Annotated in this window: 17 protein-coding genes; 9 read left to right on the top strand and 8 right to left on the bottom strand. The window is 68.0% G+C overall.

Annotation, left to right across the window (positions count from 1 at the left end; all coding sequences use genetic code 11):
• Nucleotides 1-64 precede the first annotated feature (64 nt).
• The 3 genes from GQE99_RS12820 to GQE99_RS12810 all read right to left on the bottom strand — a co-directional run bounded on the left by GQE99_RS12820 (nucleotide 65) and on the right by GQE99_RS12810 (nucleotide 2557).
• Complete coding sequence (locus GQE99_RS12820; RefSeq protein ID WP_161352029.1) at nucleotides 65-367, bottom strand: hypothetical protein; 303 nt, start codon at nucleotides 365-367, stop codon at nucleotides 65-67.
• Between the two features lie 100 nt (nucleotides 368-467).
• On the bottom strand, nucleotides 468-1823 hold the full coding sequence (locus tag GQE99_RS12815) for an aminotransferase class III-fold pyridoxal phosphate-dependent enzyme (protein ID WP_161352028.1): 1356 nt from the start codon (nucleotides 1821-1823) through the stop codon (nucleotides 468-470).
• An 11-nt stretch (nucleotides 1824-1834) separates the two neighbouring features.
• Nucleotides 1835-2557, bottom strand: coding sequence for an IclR family transcriptional regulator (locus GQE99_RS12810; protein WP_235917229.1), 723 nt, complete (start codon nucleotides 2555-2557; stop codon nucleotides 1835-1837).
• Nucleotides 2558-2807: 250 nt separating this feature from the next.
• On the opposite strand from GQE99_RS12810, the gene GQE99_RS12805 reads away from it, so the two are divergent.
• The 7 genes from GQE99_RS12805 (at nucleotide 2808) to dusA (ending at nucleotide 10583) form a co-directional block, all read left to right on the top strand.
• On the top strand, nucleotides 2808-3350 hold the full coding sequence (locus GQE99_RS12805) for a tripartite tricarboxylate transporter TctB family protein (RefSeq protein WP_161352026.1): 543 nt from the start codon (nucleotides 2808-2810) through the stop codon (nucleotides 3348-3350).
• A gap of 7 nt (nucleotides 3351-3357) precedes the next feature.
• Nucleotides 3358-4881, top strand: a complete 1524-nt coding sequence (locus tag GQE99_RS12800) for a tripartite tricarboxylate transporter permease (RefSeq protein WP_161352025.1) — start codon at nucleotides 3358-3360, stop codon at nucleotides 4879-4881.
• A gap of 12 nt (nucleotides 4882-4893) precedes the next feature.
• On the top strand, nucleotides 4894-6381 hold the full coding sequence (locus tag GQE99_RS12795) for an aldehyde dehydrogenase (RefSeq protein WP_161352024.1): 1488 nt from the start codon (nucleotides 4894-4896) through the stop codon (nucleotides 6379-6381).
• On the top strand, nucleotides 6378-7049 hold the full coding sequence (locus GQE99_RS12790) for an HAD family hydrolase (protein WP_161352023.1): 672 nt from the start codon (nucleotides 6378-6380) through the stop codon (nucleotides 7047-7049). Before GQE99_RS12795 ends, GQE99_RS12790 begins: the two co-directional genes overlap by 4 nt.
• Nucleotides 7050-7076: 27 nt before the next feature.
• On the top strand, nucleotides 7077-8318 hold the full coding sequence (locus GQE99_RS12785; protein WP_161352022.1) for a Tm-1-like ATP-binding domain-containing protein: 1242 nt from the start codon (nucleotides 7077-7079) through the stop codon (nucleotides 8316-8318).
• Between the two features lie 187 nt (nucleotides 8319-8505).
• Nucleotides 8506-9438 carry a tripartite tricarboxylate transporter substrate binding protein gene (locus GQE99_RS12780; protein ID WP_161352021.1) on the top strand — a complete coding sequence of 311 codons (933 nt, stop codon included), beginning with the start codon at nucleotides 8506-8508 and terminating at the stop codon, nucleotides 9436-9438.
• Between the two features lie 146 nt (nucleotides 9439-9584).
• Nucleotides 9585-10583 carry a tRNA dihydrouridine(20/20a) synthase DusA gene (dusA, locus tag GQE99_RS12775; protein ID WP_161352020.1) on the top strand — a complete coding sequence of 333 codons (999 nt, stop codon included), beginning with the start codon at nucleotides 9585-9587 and terminating at the stop codon, nucleotides 10581-10583.
• A 149-nt stretch (nucleotides 10584-10732) separates the two neighbouring features.
• Here the strand turns inward: dusA and GQE99_RS12770 are convergent, their stop codons facing one another.
• From GQE99_RS12770 to GQE99_RS12760, 3 genes are read right to left on the bottom strand one after another with little or no spacing between them, the layout of a single operon-like run.
• Entirely contained in the window at nucleotides 10733-11269 is a 537-nt protein-coding gene (locus GQE99_RS12770) for a DUF1697 domain-containing protein (RefSeq protein ID WP_161352019.1), read from the bottom strand.
• On the bottom strand, nucleotides 11266-12096 hold the full coding sequence (locus GQE99_RS12765) for a PhzF family phenazine biosynthesis protein (RefSeq protein WP_161352018.1): 831 nt from the start codon (nucleotides 12094-12096) through the stop codon (nucleotides 11266-11268). Before GQE99_RS12765 ends, GQE99_RS12770 begins: the two co-directional genes overlap by 4 nt.
• Nucleotides 12096-13361 carry a cation:proton antiporter gene (locus GQE99_RS12760; RefSeq protein WP_161352017.1) on the bottom strand — a complete coding sequence of 422 codons (1266 nt, stop codon included), beginning with the start codon at nucleotides 13359-13361 and terminating at the stop codon, nucleotides 12096-12098. Before GQE99_RS12760 ends, GQE99_RS12765 begins: the two co-directional genes overlap by 1 nt.
• 115 nt (nucleotides 13362-13476) lie before the next feature.
• Between GQE99_RS12760 and GQE99_RS12755 the strand changes: the two genes are divergently transcribed.
• A complete protein-coding gene (locus GQE99_RS12755; RefSeq protein WP_161352016.1) occupies nucleotides 13477-14412 on the top strand; it encodes a DMT family transporter in 936 nt (311 codons plus the stop codon).
• Here the strand turns inward: GQE99_RS12755 and GQE99_RS12750 are convergent.
• Nucleotides 14342-15073: an endonuclease/exonuclease/phosphatase family protein gene (locus tag GQE99_RS12750; RefSeq protein ID WP_161352015.1), complete on the bottom strand. Its 732-nt coding sequence runs from the start codon at nucleotides 15071-15073 to the stop codon at nucleotides 14342-14344. The genes GQE99_RS12755 and GQE99_RS12750 overlap by 71 nt on opposite strands.
• A 69-nt stretch (nucleotides 15074-15142) precedes the next feature.
• Here GQE99_RS12750 and GQE99_RS12745 point away from each other — a divergent pair, with 69 nt between their 5' ends.
• Nucleotides 15143-15877: a hypothetical protein gene (locus tag GQE99_RS12745; RefSeq protein ID WP_161352014.1), complete on the top strand. Its 735-nt coding sequence runs from the start codon at nucleotides 15143-15145 to the stop codon at nucleotides 15875-15877.
• Here the strand turns inward: GQE99_RS12745 and GQE99_RS12740 are convergent.
• Nucleotides 15874-17292: a protein adenylyltransferase SelO gene (locus tag GQE99_RS12740; protein ID WP_202530799.1), complete on the bottom strand. Its 1419-nt coding sequence runs from the start codon at nucleotides 17290-17292 to the stop codon at nucleotides 15874-15876. The genes GQE99_RS12745 and GQE99_RS12740 overlap by 4 nt on opposite strands.
• Between the last annotated feature and the right edge of the window lie 11 nt (nucleotides 17293-17303).

The following is a 17303-nucleotide window of genomic DNA, read 5'->3' as shown; positions in this document are numbered from 1 at the left end:
GTGCGTCGCCCCGAGGGTGCGATATGCGGGGCCTGTAAACAAGGGGGGCATCCGGCGGGGGCGCCTAGATGCAGACATCCAGGAACGTGCAGGCAAGCGCCATCGACAGGAAAAGGAGCGGCAGGAACATCGCGGCATAGGCGAGCGCCAGCAGGCCCAGGTTCCGGATCAACACGCCGCGCCCCGCGTGGCGCAGGCGCAGGGCCATCAGGATGATGCCGGCCCCGTATTGCAGGGCCACGCTGCCGTAGAAACCAAGCCACGCCAGCGGGGCTTCGAGCAGGCGCGACCATCCCCACAAGAGGAAGACGAGCAGGATCGCGAGCGGTAGGGCGAGCGCGATTATCCAGGTTCGGCGGATCGACATGGGTCGACACTATGGAACGCGGTGAATTGGGCAAGCGCTTCGGCGCGCGAAGGCCGGACCGGGGCGGGCCCCGGTGCTGCTCTTCGCGCCGCGGGGCACCTCAGCCGACGCTGGCGAAGCCCGCGTCGAGCGCCGAGAGGATCGTCCGGGCGTCCGCTTCGGGCAGCACGAGCGGCGGGGACAGGATGATGTTGTTGCCCGACACCCGCACCATCGCACCTGCTTCGTAGGTGGCGCGGTGGATGGCGCCGATGGTCTTCTTGTCGATCGGCGTCTTGGCCCCCTGGTCGGAGACCAATTCGAGCGCGAGCATCAGCCCGTGGCCGCCGCGCACGTCGCCGATCAGGTCGTACTTGTCCTTGAGCGCGTTCAACCCGTCGAAGAGCTGCTTGCCGCGCGCGGCGGCGTTGTCCTTGACGTTGAGCCGCTCGGTCTCGGCAAGGCAGGCGATGGCGGCGGCGGCGCCGACCGGGTGGCCGGAATAGGTGTAGCCCGAGCCGATCGCCCCCTTGCCGCTGGTATCCTGTTCGAAGACCTCGGCCACGCCCTCGGAGATCATCACCGCGCCGAAGGGGAAGTAACCGTTGGTGATGGCCTTGGCGGTGCACATGAGGTCGGGTTTCACGCCCCAGTGACGCGAGCCGCTCCAGTCGCCGGTGCGCCCGAAGGCCGTGATGACTTCGTCGGCGATCAGAAGAATGCCGTGTTTGTCGCAGATCTCGCGCACGCCGGGCATGAAGCTTTCATGCGGCGGGATCACCCCGCCGGCGCCCAGCACCGGCTCCATGATGAAGGCGGCGATGGTCGAGGGATCCTGGAACTTGATCTCGTCCTCGATGGCGGACAGGCAGAGTTGGGCCAGCTTCTCGTGGTCCGTCTCGCCGAACGGGTTGCGGTAGGTGTAGGGCGAGGGCACGTGGTAGCAGCCGGGCATCAGGGGCTCGTACTGTGTGCGGAAATTGGCATTGCCGTTGACCGAGGCGCCCAGCGTGTGGGTGCCGTGGTAGCCCTTCTTCACCGACAGGTATTTGACCCGGCCGGCCTCGCCCCGGATCTTGTGATACTGGCGCGCGAGCCGGAGAGCGATCTCGACGCTGTCCGAGCCGCCGGAGGTGTAGAAGGCGCGCGTCAGCCCGTCGGGGGCGAAGAAGTCGCGCAGGCGTTCGGCCAGTTCGATGACGTTGTCGTTCGTGGTGCCCCGGAAGATCGAGTAATAGGGCAGGCGGTCGAGTTGCGCGGCAATCGCGTCCTTCACCGGCTGGCAGGAATAGCCAAGGTTGACGTTCCACAGGCCGCCGACCCCGTCGACAGTGCGGTGGCCGTCCACGTCCGTGATGTGGACGCCTTCGCCCTCGACGATGATGTCGGGCGGGTTGGCCAGGCTGTCGGCCGGGTGGGCCATCGGGTGCCACAGGTGACGGGCGTTGTGCTCCTTCAGGAAATTCGCGTCTTTCATGGGGTCTCCTGTCATGCGTTGTTTCGGGCGAGGGTGTCGCGGTAATGCGCGGGCACCGTGCCGCCGATGGAATTCGTGACGCGCGCCGCGCCGTCGCGTAGGACGCGCTGGATGTCCGCTTCGCTGTGCTCGCCGATCCGGCTCGTGGGCATTGCCACGGCCAGCGCGCCGGTGACGGTGCCGTCCGCCCCGAAGATCGGCACGGCGCGCGAGGACACCTCGTTGTCGAAGGACCGGAAGGCCTGCGCGATCCCGGTTTCGCGCGCCTCGGTCACGAGGGCGCGCAGGGCGTCCGGGTCGGTCGGGGTGTTGGCGGCATAGGTGGTCAGCTGGCCGGCGAAGACATGTTCGCGCAGCGCCGGGTCGCCGAAGGCCAGCACCGCGATGCCCGACGCGGTGGCGTGGAGCGGCAGGATCTCGGCCTCGTCGAAATGCACGTGCGTGCCGTGGCGGCCGGGGTCGAGGTGGCATACCGGCGAGAGCTGCTCACCGTGCAGGAGCGAGAAGTGGACCAGCTCGCCCACCTCCTGGGCCATCGCCTCGATCAGCGGCGTGACCACCGTGCGCACCGGCGCGGTCGCCTCGCGCACCGCGGTCAGACGGAGAATCGCGGGGCCCAGCCGGTAGGCGCGGCTGTCGCGGTCCTGTTCGAGAAAGCCGTTCTCGGCCAGTTCGACGAGGTGACGATGGACGGTGGCCTTGTCGCGGCCCGACAGGCGGACGAAATCGCCCAATCCCAGGGCGGGCCGTTCACGTGAGAAAAACGTGAGCAAATCCAAGGCTTTGGTGATCGTTCCCATCGCGTTTCACCTCTTGCTCCCGGTTATTCGTCGTCCGGGACAAGTCCATCGTTGACAGATTATCATTTCGACTGCAACAATAATTGCAACCGATGGTTTGAATAATGAACCGCCGCAGGGAGACCGACAAGATGCTGTCACGGGCCACCGCCGCGTTCGCCGCTCCGCAGGGGCGGGAGGCGCAATGACGCGGACCAAGACCTTCCAGGACCTGTTCAAGCGCTATCGCCGTCCCGGCGATTTCGTGATCTCGCTCCTGTCGCTGTTCTTCGCGCTTTTCCTGCTGATCAGCCTTCCGACCCAGACCGAGTGGGTGCCGCGCCAGCCGTTCTACGCTCAGCCGTCCTTCTGGCCGCGCGTGGCGGTCTACGCCATGGCGATCTTCTCGGCCCTTCACCTGGTCGGCGCGATGGTGTCCGAGCGCATCCACGGACGCGGTGAAGAGGTGCTCTACTGGCTGCGCTCGATCGAGTTCGCGGCGTGGTTCATCGCCTACGTCCTCCTGGTCCCGAAGCTCGGCTACCTGCCATCGACGCTGATCTTCACGAACCTCCTGGCCTTCCGGCTGGGGTACCGCCGGTGGGTGTGGTTCGCGGCCGCGACGGTGTTTTCGGTGGCGGTGGTCATCATCTTCAAGGGGTTCTTGCAGGTGAAGATCCCGGCGGGCGACCTTTATTCCCTACTGCCGGCAGGCGATTTCCGCCTGTTCGCGATGATCTGGTTGTGAGGGCGACATGAGTGATCTTGCATCCGGACTCGCGCTTCTGGCCGATCCCGCGGTTCTCGCCGCCCTCTTGATCGGGTCGATCGGCGGCGTCGTCATCGGGGCGATCCCGGGCGTGGGCGCGGCGGTCGCCATCGCGATCCTGCTGCCCGCGACCTTCTCGCTCGAGCCGCTGGTGGGGCTCACCATGCTTTTGGGCATCTACGGCTCGTCGATGTACGGCGGCTCGCTTCCCGCGATCCTGATCAACACGCCGGGCACGGCAGTGAACGCGCTGACGACCTATGACGGCCACCCGATGACCAAGCGGGGCGAGGCGCTGCGCGCCCTGGGCCTGGCCTACGGGGCGAGCTTCGTGGGCGGCATCCTGTCGATCCTCGCGCTGATCCTTTTCGCGCCGGTGCTGGCCAAGATCGCGCCGATGTTCGGCAGCCGCGAGATCTTCCTCGCGGCCCTCCTGGGCATCGTGCTGGTCGTGATCGCGCACCGGGGCCAGACGCTGGTCGCAGGCTCGCTCGTCGCCTTCGGTATCCTGATCAACACGGTGGGACTCGAGCCCGTGCGCTACACACAGCGCTTCACCTTCGGGCAGGAGTGGCTCTCCTCCGGCATCGACTTGATCGTCGTGGTGCTGGGCCTCTTCGCCCTGAGTCAGGCTTTCGTGCTCCTCACGGATTCCGAGCGCGCGCCCGTCACCCAGCGGGTGGAAGGCAACATGTTCACCGCCATGAAGGGCGTCTTCCGCTTCAAGCGCATCGCGGGCGCCGGCGCGGGCTTCGGCGTGCTCATGGGCATGATCCCGGGGGTGGGCGAGTTCACGGCGCAGTTCCTGACCTACACCTACGCCCAGAAGACCTCGAAGACGCCGGAGGATTTCGGCAAAGGCAGCCCCGAGGGGCTCGTCGCCTCCGAAAGCGCCAACAACGCGGTGCCGGCCGCCGCGATGATCCCGCTGCTGGCGCTCGGCATCCCGGGCGAGGCGCTGACGGCTATGATGCTGGCGGTGTTCTACGTCCACAACGTCGTGCCGGGGCCGGGGCTGTTCCAGAACGACCTCGACTTCGTCTACGCGCTCTACGCGGCGATGATCCTGCTCAACGTCTTCGTCGTGGCCTTCGTGCTGGTCGCGTCGAACTGGCTGCTCCGGATCATCCGTGTGCCTACGCGCTTCCTGGGCATGATGATCCTGACCCTGAGCTTCGTGGGCGTCTATTCGCTGCGCAACTCGGTGATCGACTGCGCCATCGCGGCCGCCTTCGGCATCCTCGGGCTGGTTCTCAAGCGCATGAACCTGCCGGTGGTGCCGATCGTGCTGGGCATGGTGCTGGGCGGGATCATGGAGGTGAAGCTGCGCTCGGCGATGGCGCGGGTGAAGGATCCCATCGACTTCGTCGACCGCCCGATCGCGGCGACCCTGGCGGTGCTCATCGTGCTCCTGATCGTAGGTCACTTCGTGGGCCTGATCCGGGAGAAGCGGGCGGCGATCCCCGAGAACGAGCACGACCACGACATTCACGACAGCCACACGCGGTAAGAGGAGAAGACCATGCTGGACCGTTCCCGGATCGAGGCGCTGCGCACGGCGGACGTGCCGCCGATGGGCCACGTGATCGACGGGCGGATGACGCCGGCCTCGGACGGGGGGACGATGGACGTGCTGTCGCCGCTCGACGGGCGGGTGCTGACGACGGTGGCCGCGGGAACGGCGCAGGACGCCGAACACGCGATCCGGTCCGCGCGCGCCGCCTTCGACGACGGGCGCTGGTCCGGGCTCGCGCCGGCCGCGCGCAAGAAGATCATGCTCAAGTGGGCCGATCTGGTCGAGGAGAACGCACTCGAACTCGCCGTGCTGGGCGTGCGCGACAACGGGACCGAGATCGGCATGGCGCTGAAGGCCGAACCGCTCTCGGCCGCGGGAACGATACGCTACTACGCCGAGGCGCTCGACAAGATCTACGGCGAGATCGCACCCACCGACCCGTCGGTGCTGGGTCTCGTCCACCGGGAGCCGGTGGGCGTCGTGGGGGCCATCGTGCCGTGGAACTTCCCGCTCATGATCGGCGCCTGGAAATTCGCCCCCGCGCTGGCCGCGGGCAATTCGGTGGTTCTGAAACCGGCCGAGACCGCGTCGCTCACGCTCCTGCGCATCGCGGAACTCGCGGTGGAGGCGGGCGTGCCGCCCGGGGTATTCAACGTGGTCACCGGCGCGGGCGCGGTGGTGGGCGAGGCGATCGGGATGTCGATGGATGTCGACGTCCTGGTCTTCACCGGCTCCGGCGGCGTGGGCCGGCGGCTTCTGGAATATTCCGCGCGCTCCAACCTCAAGCGCGTCTACCTCGAGCTTGGGGGCAAGAGCCCCAACATCGTGTTTGCCGACGCCCCCGACCTTATGGAGGCGGTGAAGGTGTCGGCCAACGGCATCTTCCGCAATTCCGGGCAGGTCTGCGTCGCGGGGTCGCGCCTGCTGGTCGAACGCTCGGTGCATGACGCTTTCGTCGAGGCGCTCGCGAATTATGCGCGCGACATGAAGGTGGGCGACCCGCTCGACCCGGCGACGCAGGCGGGGGCGGTGAATTCGCAGCGCCAGCTCGAACAGAACCTGACCTTCGTGGAAGAGGCGCGCGCCGCAGGCCGCGAGGTCGTGACCGGCGGCGGGCGCATCCTGGAAGAAACGGGCGGCTACTACATGGCGCCGACGATCGTGACCGGCGTCTCGCCCGAGGACCGGCTGGCGCGTGACGAGGTGTTCGGCCCGGTCCTGGCCGTCATCCCTTTTGACACGGAAGACGAGGCGGTCGCCATCGCCAACGGCACCGATTACGGGCTGGCCGCGGCCGTCTGGACCGCCGACCTGTCACGCGCCCACCGGATGGTGCGCGCGGTGAAGGCCGGGGTCGTGCACGTGAATACCTACGGCGGGGCCGATGCGACCGTGCCGCTGGGCGGCGTGAAGCAGTCGGGCAACGGACACGACAAGTCGCTCCACGCCTTCGACAAGTACCTCGACCTCAAGACCGCTTGGATCAAGCTGTGAGCGGGCAGGGGGCGGATACCGCGCAGGCGCTCGTCCTGGATTTCGGCGGGGTGATTTCGCGCACGCTGTTCGAGACCCACGACCTCAGCGAACGCGCCCTGGGGCTCGACCCCGGCACGCTCACGTGGCGCGGGCCGTTCGCGCCGGAGGGCGATCCGGTCTGGCGCAGGATGCAGGCCGGGGAGATCACGGAGCGCGACTACTGGGCGCACCGCATGGCCGAGACGGGCGAGCTGGTCGGGGAGACCTGGACCCAGTTCGCGCAGTTCGTGGGCCGCGTGCGCGGCGACGACCCGGAGGCGGTGATCCGCCCCGAGGCGCGCGAGGCCATCGCGCATGCGAAGGCGGCGGGCTGCAAGCTCGCGATCCTGTCGAACGAGCTCGACCTGTTCTACGGCGAAGGGTTTCGCGACAAGCTGCCCTTCCTCAAGGACTTCGACGTGATCGTGGACGCGACCCACACCGGGGTGCTCAAACCGGACGCGCGCGCCTATGGCTTCGTGACCCAGGCCCTCGGCCTGCCGCCCGAGGCCTGCGTCTTCGTGGACGATCAGCCGCGCAACATACGCGGCGCGGAGGACGCGGGGATGCGCGGCGTCCAGTTCGACGTGACCGACCCGGGCACGAGCTACGCCCGGGCGCTCGACCTCCTGGGGGTGCGGGCCTGACGAGATCTGAGAGACAGGGAGAACGACATGGCTGACAAGACCATCCTGGTCATCGGCACCTACGACACCAAGAACGACGAGCTCGCGTTCATCGCGGACAAGATCCGCGCGCAGGGGGGCGGGACGCTCACTCTCGACGTGAGCGTCCTTGGCGACCCCGAAAAGCCGACCGACATCTCCAAGCAAGAGGTGGCGAAGGCTGGCGGTAGTTCGATCGAGGCGGCGATCGACTCGGGCAGCGAACATGTGGCGATGAACATCATGTCGGCCGGCGCCTGCGCCACGGCCAGGCGGTTGCAGGAAGAGGGCCGGATCGACGGCGTCATCATCCTGGGCGGCACGATGGGCACCGACCTCGCGCTCGACGTGTGCCAGGCGCTGCCCCTGGGCTTTCCGAAATACGTGGTTTCGACCGTGTCCTTCTCGGCCCTGATCCCGGCCGAGCGTCTGTCGCCCGACATCCAAATGATCCTCTGGGCGGGCGGGCTCTACGGCCTGAACGCGATCTGCAAGGCGTCGCTGTCGCAGGCGGCGGGCGCCGTGCTGGGCGCCGCACGCGCCGCCGAACCGGCCACGAGCGACCGGCCGGTGGTCGGCATCACGTCGCTGGGCACCTCCTGCCTGAGCTACATCAAGGCGCTCAAGCCCGCGCTCGAGGCGCGCGGCTACGAGGTGGCGGTGTTCCACGCGATGGGCATGGGCGGCATGGCCTTCGAACAGATCGCCGCGCAGAACGGCTTCGTCTGCGTGATGGATTTCGCGGGCTGCGAGCTGGGGAACCTGCTGGCGGGCTCCGTCGTCAACGCCGGCCGCGACCGGCACCGCGCGGCGGGCCGGGCCGGCATTCCCCAGATCGTGGCGCCGGGCTGCATGGACCTGATCGACTTCGCCGGTTGGCAGGACATCCCCGAGCAATTCGCGGACCGGCCGATCCACACGCACAACAAGCTGGTGAAGAACACCTTCTACAACCCCGAGGAGCGCCGCGAGATCGCCCGCGAGCTCAACCTGCGGATCGCGGAGACGGACACGCCCACGCACCTCATCATCCCGAAGGGCGGGATCGAGGAATGGGACCGGCCCGGCGGCGACTGCCACGACCCGGATGGGCTGGCCGCGTTCCTCGACGAGCTCACGCGCACGGTGGACCCGAAAATCACCGCGACCGAGCTCGACGCGCACATCAACGACGCGGCCTTCACCGACCTCGCGCTCGAGATCTTCGATGCCTGGGTCGAGCAGGGCCTCGTGCCCCGTGCGGACGAATGAAGGGGGACGGGTGCATGCGGGGCCTGCGCGTGGCCCACGGCGCGCCCGCCCCCTTGCGCCGCCCCGGTCCCGTGAAGAAGCTGGGACGGGGGATCACGACATTCGAACATGGCGCCCAGAACGCCATCGCCCGGGCCGAGACCCGGATTTCGCAAACCGAGAAACCAATCCAACAGGAGACTGAGACATGAAGAAACTGCTTCTCGCCACCGCTTGCGCGCTGGCCATCCCGATGGCCGCGCAGGCCGAGTACCCGGAAAAGCCGGTCGAATTCGTGGTGCCGTTCCCGCCCGGCGACCTCGAGGATGTGCTGACGCGCATGATCGCCGACGAGTTCCAGGCGACCTACGGCGTGCCCGCAGCCGTCGTGAACAAGCCCGGCGGGGGCGGCGGCCCGTTCCCCGGCGCAGCCGAAGTCGCCAATGCCGATCCCGACGGCTACACCATCGGCTCCTTCGTCGTCGACATCCCGCTGATCGGGCCCGAGGTGGGCATCCCGGCGCTGTCGCCCAACCCGTTCGAGCCGATCGGCATCTTCCTGACCTATCCCTTCGTGATCGCCACGTCGGCCGACAAGCCCTACGGCACCATGCAGGAGCTGGCCGACTACGCGCAGGACAACGAGGTGGCGCTGGGTCACTTCGGCACCTTCCTGATCCCGACGCAGGTGACGCTGGCGCTCGCCAACAAGATGGGCTTCGAATACGGCTCGGAAGCCGCCTTCGACGCGCTCGACTGCAACACGGTCGCCTCGGGTGATGCCGACGTGATCAACACCACGCTCCAGCTGATCATGCCGTGCCTCGACGACATGACGGTTCTCGCCTCGATCGGCGGGCAGCGCATCCCGCTGACCCCCGACACGCCGACGGTGGGCGAGCTTGAGGACGACCTGCAACTCGCGCTGTGGAACGGTCTCTTCGTGCACAAGGACGTGCCCGCGGACGTGCGCGAGAAGATCGCGGCGGTCGCGCAGAAGGTCGTGGAATCGGACGCGGCGAAAGAGCTGTCGGCGGAAACCGGCGCGCTGGTCTACTGGCAGGGGGCCGATGCGGCTGCCGACCAGATCGAGCAGGACGCGGCCGCGCTCGGCAACGTCATGGAGCTCATCGAGCAGTAAGACCCCCGGCGTGCCCCCACGTGGCGGGGCACGCCACACCACCCAGGGTTTGATTTCGCGCCCGCGGTGGTATAGCTCGCCGCAACGGTCCCGCGCAGATGTCCGCGGGTGGATGGAACGCTTGGCCCAGGGACCCGGGTGCGGTGATGAACGACGATCCCAAGATGAGAGTGCGCAAGGCCGCCCGCCTGTCCGTCGCCCCGATGATGGACTGGACGGACAGCCATTGCCGGGTGTTCCACCGGCTGATGAGCCGCGAGACGCTGCTTTACACCGAGATGGTGACGGCCCCCGCGCTGGTGCGGGGCGGGGCGACCCACCTGTTGGACTTCGAGCCCGCCGAGCACCCGGTCGCGGTGCAGCTGGGCGGATCCGACCCCGCGGAGCTGGCAGAGGCCACCCGCATGGCGGTGGACCGTGGCTATGACGAGGTGAACCTCAACGTGGGCTGTCCCTCGGACCGTGTGCAATCGGGCACCTTCGGCGCCGTGCTCATGCGCGACCCGGACCTGGTGGCCCGATGCTGTGCGGCCATGATCGCGGCGGCCGGCGATGTCGAGGTAACAGTGAAATGCCGGATCGGCGTGGACGACCAGGACCCGGAGGTGGTGCTGCCGGACTTCCTCGACCGCGTCGCGGACGCCGGGGTCGGGCGGTTCATCATCCATGCGCGCAAGGCGTGGCTGGCCGGGCTCAGCCCCAAGGAGAACCGGGACATCCCGCCGCTGGACTATGACCTCGTGCACCGCATGAAGTCCACGCGCCCGGACCTGCACCTGTCGATCAACGGGGGCATCGCGTCGCTCGACGCGGCCGAGGCGCAGCTTGCGGCGGGGATGGACGGGGTGATGATCGGGCGCGCGGCCTACCACGACCCGGCCGGTATCCTGATGCAGGCGGACAGCCGGATCTTCGGGCGCGCCGATCCGATGGACGACCCGGTGGCGGTCGCCCAGGCGATGAAGCCGCATATCACCCGCCATCTCGAGGATGGTGGCAAGCTGGCGCAGGTCACGCGCCACATGCTGGGGCTTTTCGCCGGGCGCCCCGGGGCGCGACACTGGCGCCGGGTCCTGTCGGAGAACGCCCACAAGGCGGAGGCGGACGCCAGCCTGATCGACGAGGCGATGGCCGTCCTGGCGTGAAAAATCATTCATTGACAGTGGGTTGAGGGCCNGAGTTCGGCTTCACCGGAAAACCGGAAAACCGGAAAACCGGAAAACCGGAAAACCGGAAAACCGGAAAACCGGAAAACCGGAAAACCGGAATCCCCCGGCTTGCGGCGATCCGGGCATTACCGCGCCGCGGCCATCCGCTCCAATGCCATGACCGTGTTCAGGTTGCGCGCCGTCGCGGCCACGCCGAGGCTGCGTTCCACCTTCGCCGCGAGCTTCGATCGCCCGATCCCACCGGGTGCATCGAGGAAGAACCAGCGCCCCTCGAGCGCAAAGCGCTCCCGCGGCCCGGCCACCGCCGCCAGGCCCTCCAGGTCCGGCGAAACGGGGTCCTCTGCGCAGAACCAGACGTGCCCCGTCTTCGGGCGGTCACGCGCCTCGGCAAACGGGAAGGCCGCCAGCGCACGGATGAGCGTCTCGGCGGGCAGGACCAGCACGCGGGGCGTGTGGCCGTGGTGCTGCGCGATCCGGTCCGAGAGTGATCGCGAGAACGCATCCGGGTCGACCGCGCCCGAGAACACCGCGTTGCCCGATTGCACGTAGGTCTCGGGTGCGTGCCCGCCCAGCGCGGCGATGTGCGCGCGCAGGTCCGCCATCGGCAACCGCCCCGTCCCGCCGACGTTCACGCCGCGCAGCAGGACGACCCAGGTGTTCATGCGACCAGCTTGCCTTCCATCACGCGCACGGCCTGACCTGCGACCGTGACCCGCCCCGCCGTGGCGTCGACCATGATACGCGAGGGGCGGCCCATGTCCTCGCCCTGGCGGATGAGGCGGCGCACCGGTTCGCCGGCCTCTTCGCACAGTAGCGCGCCCAGCGCGGCCGCGGCCGAGCCGGTGGCCGGGTCCTCGGGCGTGCCGTCCAGCGGTGCGAACATGCGCAGGTGGATCTCGTCGCCGTCGCGCACGAAGGCGGCCTGCGCGAAGGCCACCGCCGACGGGTAGCGCGCGTTGCCCTCCCGAAACGCGGCCGTGTCGGGCACGAGATCGGTGAGCGCGGCCCGGTCCACCAGCTCCGTGAACGTGTAGGGCAGGCCGACGCCGGCCATGACGGGTTGCCCGACGATGGTTTCCTCGGGCGTGCCCAGCGCCCGGGCGACCAGCGCGCGGTCCGGCTCCGCCAGGCGCTCGAGCGGCACCTCGTTTATGAAGCGGCCTTCGCCTGCGCCCGCGCCGACCTGCATTGGCCCCACGCCCAGTTCGAGCACGAATTCGGGTCCCAGCCCGGCCTCGCCCAGCATGACCGCCGTGCCGATGACCGGGTGGCCGGCGAAGGGGATCTCGGCGGTCGGCGTGAAGATGCGCGCCCGGGCGACACCGGCGCCCTCGGGCGGGTAGAGGAACACCGTCTCCGAGAAATTGAACTCCCGCGCGATCTTCTGCAGCTGCGCTTCCGGCAGCTCGACCGCGTTCGGGATGATGGCCAGCGGATTGCCCCCGAAGGCGCGGTCCGTGAACACGTCGTAGACAAGGTAATCGGTCATCACATCAGCTCCGGTTCGCGGCCCAACCGTGTGGCGAGGCCCTTCACGGTGAGGCCCTGCACGATGATCGAGAAGATGACAACGATATAGGTCGCGGTGAGAATGAGGGGTTTCCATTCGCTCTCGGGCAGGGCAAGCGCCAGGGCGACCGAAATGCCGCCCTTGAGACCGCCCCAGGTCATGATCGGGATCACGCCCGGAGAGAATTCGCGGAACGGTTTCAGGATCACCACCGGGATCGCCACCGCCGCCAGCCGCGCGAGGAGCGCCAGCACGATGGCACAGAGCCCGGCGATCACGGTGTCGAGCGTGAAGGCCACGAGGAAGACCTCGAACCCGATCATCAGGAAGAGCACCGCGTTCAGGATTTCGTCGACCAGTTTCCAGAACGCGTCGACATAGCGCCCGGTTTCTTCGCTCATCCCGTGCTTCGTGCCCACTTCGCCGATCAGGAGCCCGGCGCACACCGCCATGATCGGCCCCGAGACGTGGAGCGCGACGGCAAGCTCGTAGCCGCCGAAGGCGAGCCCGAGGGTGAGCAGCACCTCGAGCGAATAATCGTCGATCAGCCGCATGATCCGGAAGGTGAGCCACCCCAGCACGATCCCCAGGAGCGCGCCGCCGCCGGCCTCGACGAAGAAGAGGCGGGCGGCGTCCGCGAAGGTGGCAGTGTGGTCCGCGTCGCCCCCGTGGCTCGTGGCCAGCGGAAAGGCGAGCCCGACGAGCACCAGGTAGACGACGTATCCGACCCCGTCGTTGAAGAGCGACTCGCCGGCGATCTTGACCTCGAGCGACTTGCGCAGGCTCGCGTCTCGCAGCACGCCCAGCACCGCCACCGGGTCGGTGGGTGAGATCAGCGCGCCGAAGACCAGCGCGACGAGGAAGGGCATGCCGGTGAGCCAGTGGAACCCGGTCCCCACGATCATCGTCGACAGCGCCACGCCGAAGGTGGCCATGAGAAAGACCAGCCGCCACTGGGCGCGCAGGTCCGAGGTGCGCACGTGGAGCGCCCCGGCGAAAAGCAGCAGCCCCAGCATCCCTTCGAGCAGCGCGTCGGAGAAGTCGATGTCGCGCACGATCGAGGTGACGGTATCGGCGAAATAGACCTGCGGGGTCAGCGCCTCGACCAGCAGGATCAGGATGGACGCGGTGAGCGACACGATCAGGATCCCGATCGAGGAGGGAAGCTTCAGGAACAGGTAGTTGATGGCGCCGAAGAGCCCCGCCATCACGATCAGGAGCGAGGCGATCTGGAGGAAGGTCATGGCTGTCCCTTGCGCGTTTTCGCGACGGTAGCATGGGCGCCCGGCGCGGGCAAAGTCGCGAAAGAGAGGGGCGCCGGGGTTGACTTCCCGGCGCCGTCCACGTCCTTTCACCGCCATGGAAGAAAAGCAAAATCTCACCCTGGCCGGGGCCGGCATGCTGATCACCATTTCCATGGCGCTCGGTTTCAACCATGTTGTCATCAAGCTCGTGAACGACGGGCTTCAGCCGGTCTTCGCGGCCGCCCTGCGCAGCTTCGGCGCGGCGTTCTGCGTGTGGCTGTGGATGCGGGTGCGGGGCGAGCGGCTGAACTTCCGCGCGGGCACGCGCTGGCCCGGCGTGATCCTGGGCCTGTGCTTCACGATCGAGTTCCTGGGGCTGTTCCTCGCGCTCGACCTGACCACGGTGACGCGCACCTCGATCATCTTCTACTCGATGCCGATCTGGCTGGGGCTCGCGGGGCATTTCCTGTTGCCCGGCGAACGCCTCACGGTGCTCAAGGTCACGGGGCTGGCGCTGGCCTTTTTCGGCGTGGCCTGGGCCATCGCGGACCAGGGCGGCGGCGGCACGGCGTCCCTGCGCGGCGACATCTTCGCGCTCGTGGGTGCGCTCGGCTGGACGGCGCTGGCGCTTTTTGCGCGGATCACCCGGGTGCGCGAGGTGAGCTCGAACATGCAGATGTTCTGGCAACTCTCCGTCTCCGGCCCGCTCCTGATCATCGCGGCCCCGTTCTTCGGCCCCTTCATCCGGGACCTTCAGCCGTGGCACTGGGCGGGGCTGGCCTACCAGACCATCGTCGTGGCGGCCGCGGCCTTCATGGTGTGGTTCTGGCTTCTCAACACCTACAAGGCGTCGAGCATCGCCTCTTTCGCCTTCCTGTCGCCGGTGGTGGGGGTGGGCATGGGCTGGCTCATCCTGAACGAGCCCGTGAGCGTGGCGCTTTTCGCCCAACTCGCGCTGGTGGCAGTGGGCATCCTGCTGATCAACCGGGCGCCCCGGGCGCATGTTCAACCGCCGAGCGAGGCTCCGGCACCGCCGCGGCGGGCAGGCTGACCTCGGCCCAGATCGGCAGGTGGTCGGAGGCGATGCGCGACAGTTCGGTGACGTGGACGCCGCTGCGCTTGAGCTTGACCTCGGGGCTGAGCGCGATGCGGTCGAGTGCCGCCACGGGCCGGAAGGTGGGGTAGGTGGCCCCGGGCACGTTCGTTTCGAACCCGTGGTGCAGTTCCTCCATGCCCAGTGTGAGCGACCACTCGTTGAAATCGCCCAGCACCACCGTCGGCGTCTCGCCGCGCGCCAGCGCCGCGCGCAGGGCACGCATCTGCGGGTGGCGATAGCGGCGCATCAGCGCCAGGTGCGTGCCCGCGATCCGGAGTTTTCCGTCGATCTCCACGCTGACGGCCCCGCGCGGTTCGAGCGACGGAAGTTCGATGCGCTGCGTGTCGGTGATCTCGAGGCCCCGGCGCACCAGCACCGCGTTGCCATGCCAGCCCAGTGACACGTCGTTGGCCGCGAGCGGCGCGGGGATGTAATCGCTGTGATCCTCCAGCATCTTGCGCGGCAGTGCCGTGGGGCGTGGACCGAGCCGCCGGTCGGCTTCCTGCAGCACGACCACGTCCGCGCCGAGGCTGTTGATCACCTCGATCACGCGGCCCGGGTCACGGCGCCGATCCCGTCCCACCGCCTTGCGGATATTGTAACTCGCCAGTTTCATGCCTGATCCAGATATGGGGACCCCCGCGTCGCAATTGAACCTCTGGCGCCCTGCGACTAAATGCACCTGATGTTCCTGCGTCGCCATTCCATCGTGACCTACGCGGTCTGGGTGATCCTCATCGGGGCCAGCATATGGGCCTTCGCCCTGGGGGATTGGATGATCGGCGCCGTCGGGCTGGCCACGCTGGGCCTGTCCATCGCGCCCGCGATCATGGCCGAACGGCTCCACCTTCAGATCCCGGTCTATTTCTACGCCGGCATCGTGCTTTTCCTCTTCGGCACCGTATTTCTCGGCGAAGCCTTCGACTTCTACGAACGGTTCTGGTGGTGGGACCTGTTCCTGCACGCGACCTCGGCCGTGGGGTTCGGCATCGTGGGCGTGGTGCTCACGCTTCTGATGTTCGAGGGCGACCGGTATGCCGCACCCGCCTATGCCGTGGCCGGTATCGCCTTCGCTTTCGCCGTGACGATCGGCGTGACCTGGGAAATCTTCGAGTACGCGGTCGACCAGGTCTTCGGCTTCAACATGCAGAAATCCGGGCTCGACGACACGATGACCGACCTGATGGTCGACTGCCTCGGGGCCGCGCTGGGGGCGGCGTCGGGCTATGCCTTCCTGCGGGGGCGGTCACGTTACGGCCTGTCGGGGATCGTCGCGCAGTTCGTGCTGAACAACCGCCGCTACTTCCGGCGGGCGGCGGAGCACAAGGTCGACAAGATCGAGCGCAAGACCGAACGGTTGCGGGAAAAGCGCGACGCGCTGAAGGCACGGATCGCCGAGGAAGAGGCCGCGCGCGATTAGGTCCCGCAGAACGTCCGCGTGACGCGTTCCTCCGGGGCCGGCGGCTTGGCGAAGTGGTCCGTGTCGGCGTTGTGCGAAAACGGCTCCGCCAGCACGGCGTTCAGCCGGTGAAGCGGCGCGAAGTCGCCGTCGATGCCCGCCTGGATCACCTCTTCGACCCGGTGGTTGCGCGGGATGACAGCGGGGTTCGCCGCCCGCATCACGTCACGCCCGTCATGTCCCTGGCGTTCAAGCCGCGCGCGCCAGTCGGCGGCCCAGCTTTCCCAGGCGCCGGGTTCGGCCAGGTATTCCGAGGCGTCGCCATCGGCCAGCGCCCGGAACGTGTTGGTGAAATCGGCGCCGGACGTGGCCATGCGCTGCAAAAGCCCCTGGATCAACGCGCCGTCGCCCTCTTCCTCGGTGGTGAGGCCGATCTTCGCGCGGAAGCGGCGTATCCACGCCGCGCCGAAGAGGTCGGGGAAGGCGTGCAGCCGATCCTCGGCCGCCTCGATCGCGGCATCTTCGCCGCCCTCGATCAGCGGCAGAAGAGACGAGGCCAGTTGCGCCAGGTTCCACACGGCCATGTTGGGCTGGTTCTGGTAGGCATAGCGCCCCATCTGGTCGATGGACGAGAACACGGTGTTCGGGTGATAGGCGTCCATGAAGGCACAGGGGCCGTAATCGATCGTCTCACCCGAAATCGCCATGTTGTCGGTGTTCATCACGCCGTGGATGAAACCCACCGACATCCAGGCCGCTATGAGCTCCGCCTGAGCCTCGGTCACGGCCGAGAGAAGGTCCAGCGGGCCCTGGGCGTCCGGGTAGTGGCGCGCGATGGCGTGGTCGGTTAGGTCGCGCAGCGCGTCGAACTGCCCGCGCGAGGCGAAGACCTGGAACGTGCCCACGCGCAGGTGGCTCGAGGCCACGCGCGTCATTACGGCACCGGGAAGGATGGCCTCCCGGATCACGTCGTCACCGGTGGTGACGGCCGCCAGCGCGCGGGTCGTCGGGATGCCGAGCGCGTGCATCGCTTCCGACACCACGTATTCACGCAGAACGGGGCCCAGCCAGGCCCGGCCGTCGCCGCCCCGCGAATAGGGTGTACGCCCCGAGCCCTTGAGCTGGATGTCGCGGCGTTTGCCGTTGGTGTCGATGACCTCGCCCAACAGGATCGCGCGGCCGTCGCCGAGCTGCGGCACGAAGTTGCCGAACTGGTGGCCGGCGTAGAGTTGCGCCAGCGGCTCGGCCCCGTCCGGCAGGGCGTTACCCGCGAGGATGTCGGCCGTCAGCGCGTCCGGGTCGATGCCCAGTTCGTCGGCCAGGGGCCGGTTCAGTGCGACGATCTCGGGCCGCGACACGGGTTCCGGCGAAAGCCGGCTGTAGAACGTGTCGGGCAGGCGGGCATAGGAATTGTCGAAGGCGATGCTCATGCCCATCAGGTAGGCAT

Origin of the sequence: Maritimibacter harenae (assembly GCF_009882975.1) — a bacterium.
Taxonomy (GTDB): Bacteria; Pseudomonadota; Alphaproteobacteria; order Rhodobacterales; family Rhodobacteraceae; genus Maritimibacter; species Maritimibacter harenae.
Note: the sequence above shows the minus strand (reverse complement) of the source record. Positions and strands in the feature narration are given on the sequence as shown.

Coding starts and splice junctions, on each gene's coding strand:
- GQE99_RS12740 (WP_202530799.1), bottom strand. CDS start 17,292: ATGGGCATGAGCATCGCCTTCGACAATTCCTATGCCCGCCTGCCCGAC.
- GQE99_RS12800 (WP_161352025.1), top strand. CDS start 3,358: ATGAGTGATCTTGCATCCGGACTCGCGCTTCTGGCCGATCCCGCGGTT.
- GQE99_RS12745 (WP_161352014.1), top strand. CDS start 15,143: ATGTTCCTGCGTCGCCATTCCATCGTGACCTACGCGGTCTGGGTGATC.
- GQE99_RS12785 (WP_161352022.1), top strand. CDS start 7,077: ATGGCTGACAAGACCATCCTGGTCATCGGCACCTACGACACCAAGAAC.
- GQE99_RS12755 (WP_161352016.1), top strand. CDS start 13,477: ATGGAAGAAAAGCAAAATCTCACCCTGGCCGGGGCCGGCATGCTGATC.
- GQE99_RS12780 (WP_161352021.1), top strand. CDS start 8,506: ATGAAGAAACTGCTTCTCGCCACCGCTTGCGCGCTGGCCATCCCGATG.
- dusA (WP_161352020.1), top strand. CDS start 9,585: ATGAACGACGATCCCAAGATGAGAGTGCGCAAGGCCGCCCGCCTGTCC.
- GQE99_RS12805 (WP_161352026.1), top strand. CDS start 2,808: ATGACGCGGACCAAGACCTTCCAGGACCTGTTCAAGCGCTATCGCCGT.
- GQE99_RS12770 (WP_161352019.1), bottom strand. CDS start 11,269: ATGAACACCTGGGTCGTCCTGCTGCGCGGCGTGAACGTCGGCGGGACG.
- GQE99_RS12820 (WP_161352029.1), bottom strand. CDS start 367: ATGTCGATCCGCCGAACCTGGATAATCGCGCTCGCCCTACCGCTCGCG.
- GQE99_RS12815 (WP_161352028.1), bottom strand. CDS start 1,823: ATGAAAGACGCGAATTTCCTGAAGGAGCACAACGCCCGTCACCTGTGG.
- GQE99_RS12795 (WP_161352024.1), top strand. CDS start 4,894: ATGCTGGACCGTTCCCGGATCGAGGCGCTGCGCACGGCGGACGTGCCG.
- GQE99_RS12750 (WP_161352015.1), bottom strand. CDS start 15,073: ATGAAACTGGCGAGTTACAATATCCGCAAGGCGGTGGGACGGGATCGG.
- GQE99_RS12760 (WP_161352017.1), bottom strand. CDS start 13,361: ATGACCTTCCTCCAGATCGCCTCGCTCCTGATCGTGATGGCGGGGCTC.
- GQE99_RS12765 (WP_161352018.1), bottom strand. CDS start 12,096: ATGACCGATTACCTTGTCTACGACGTGTTCACGGACCGCGCCTTCGGG.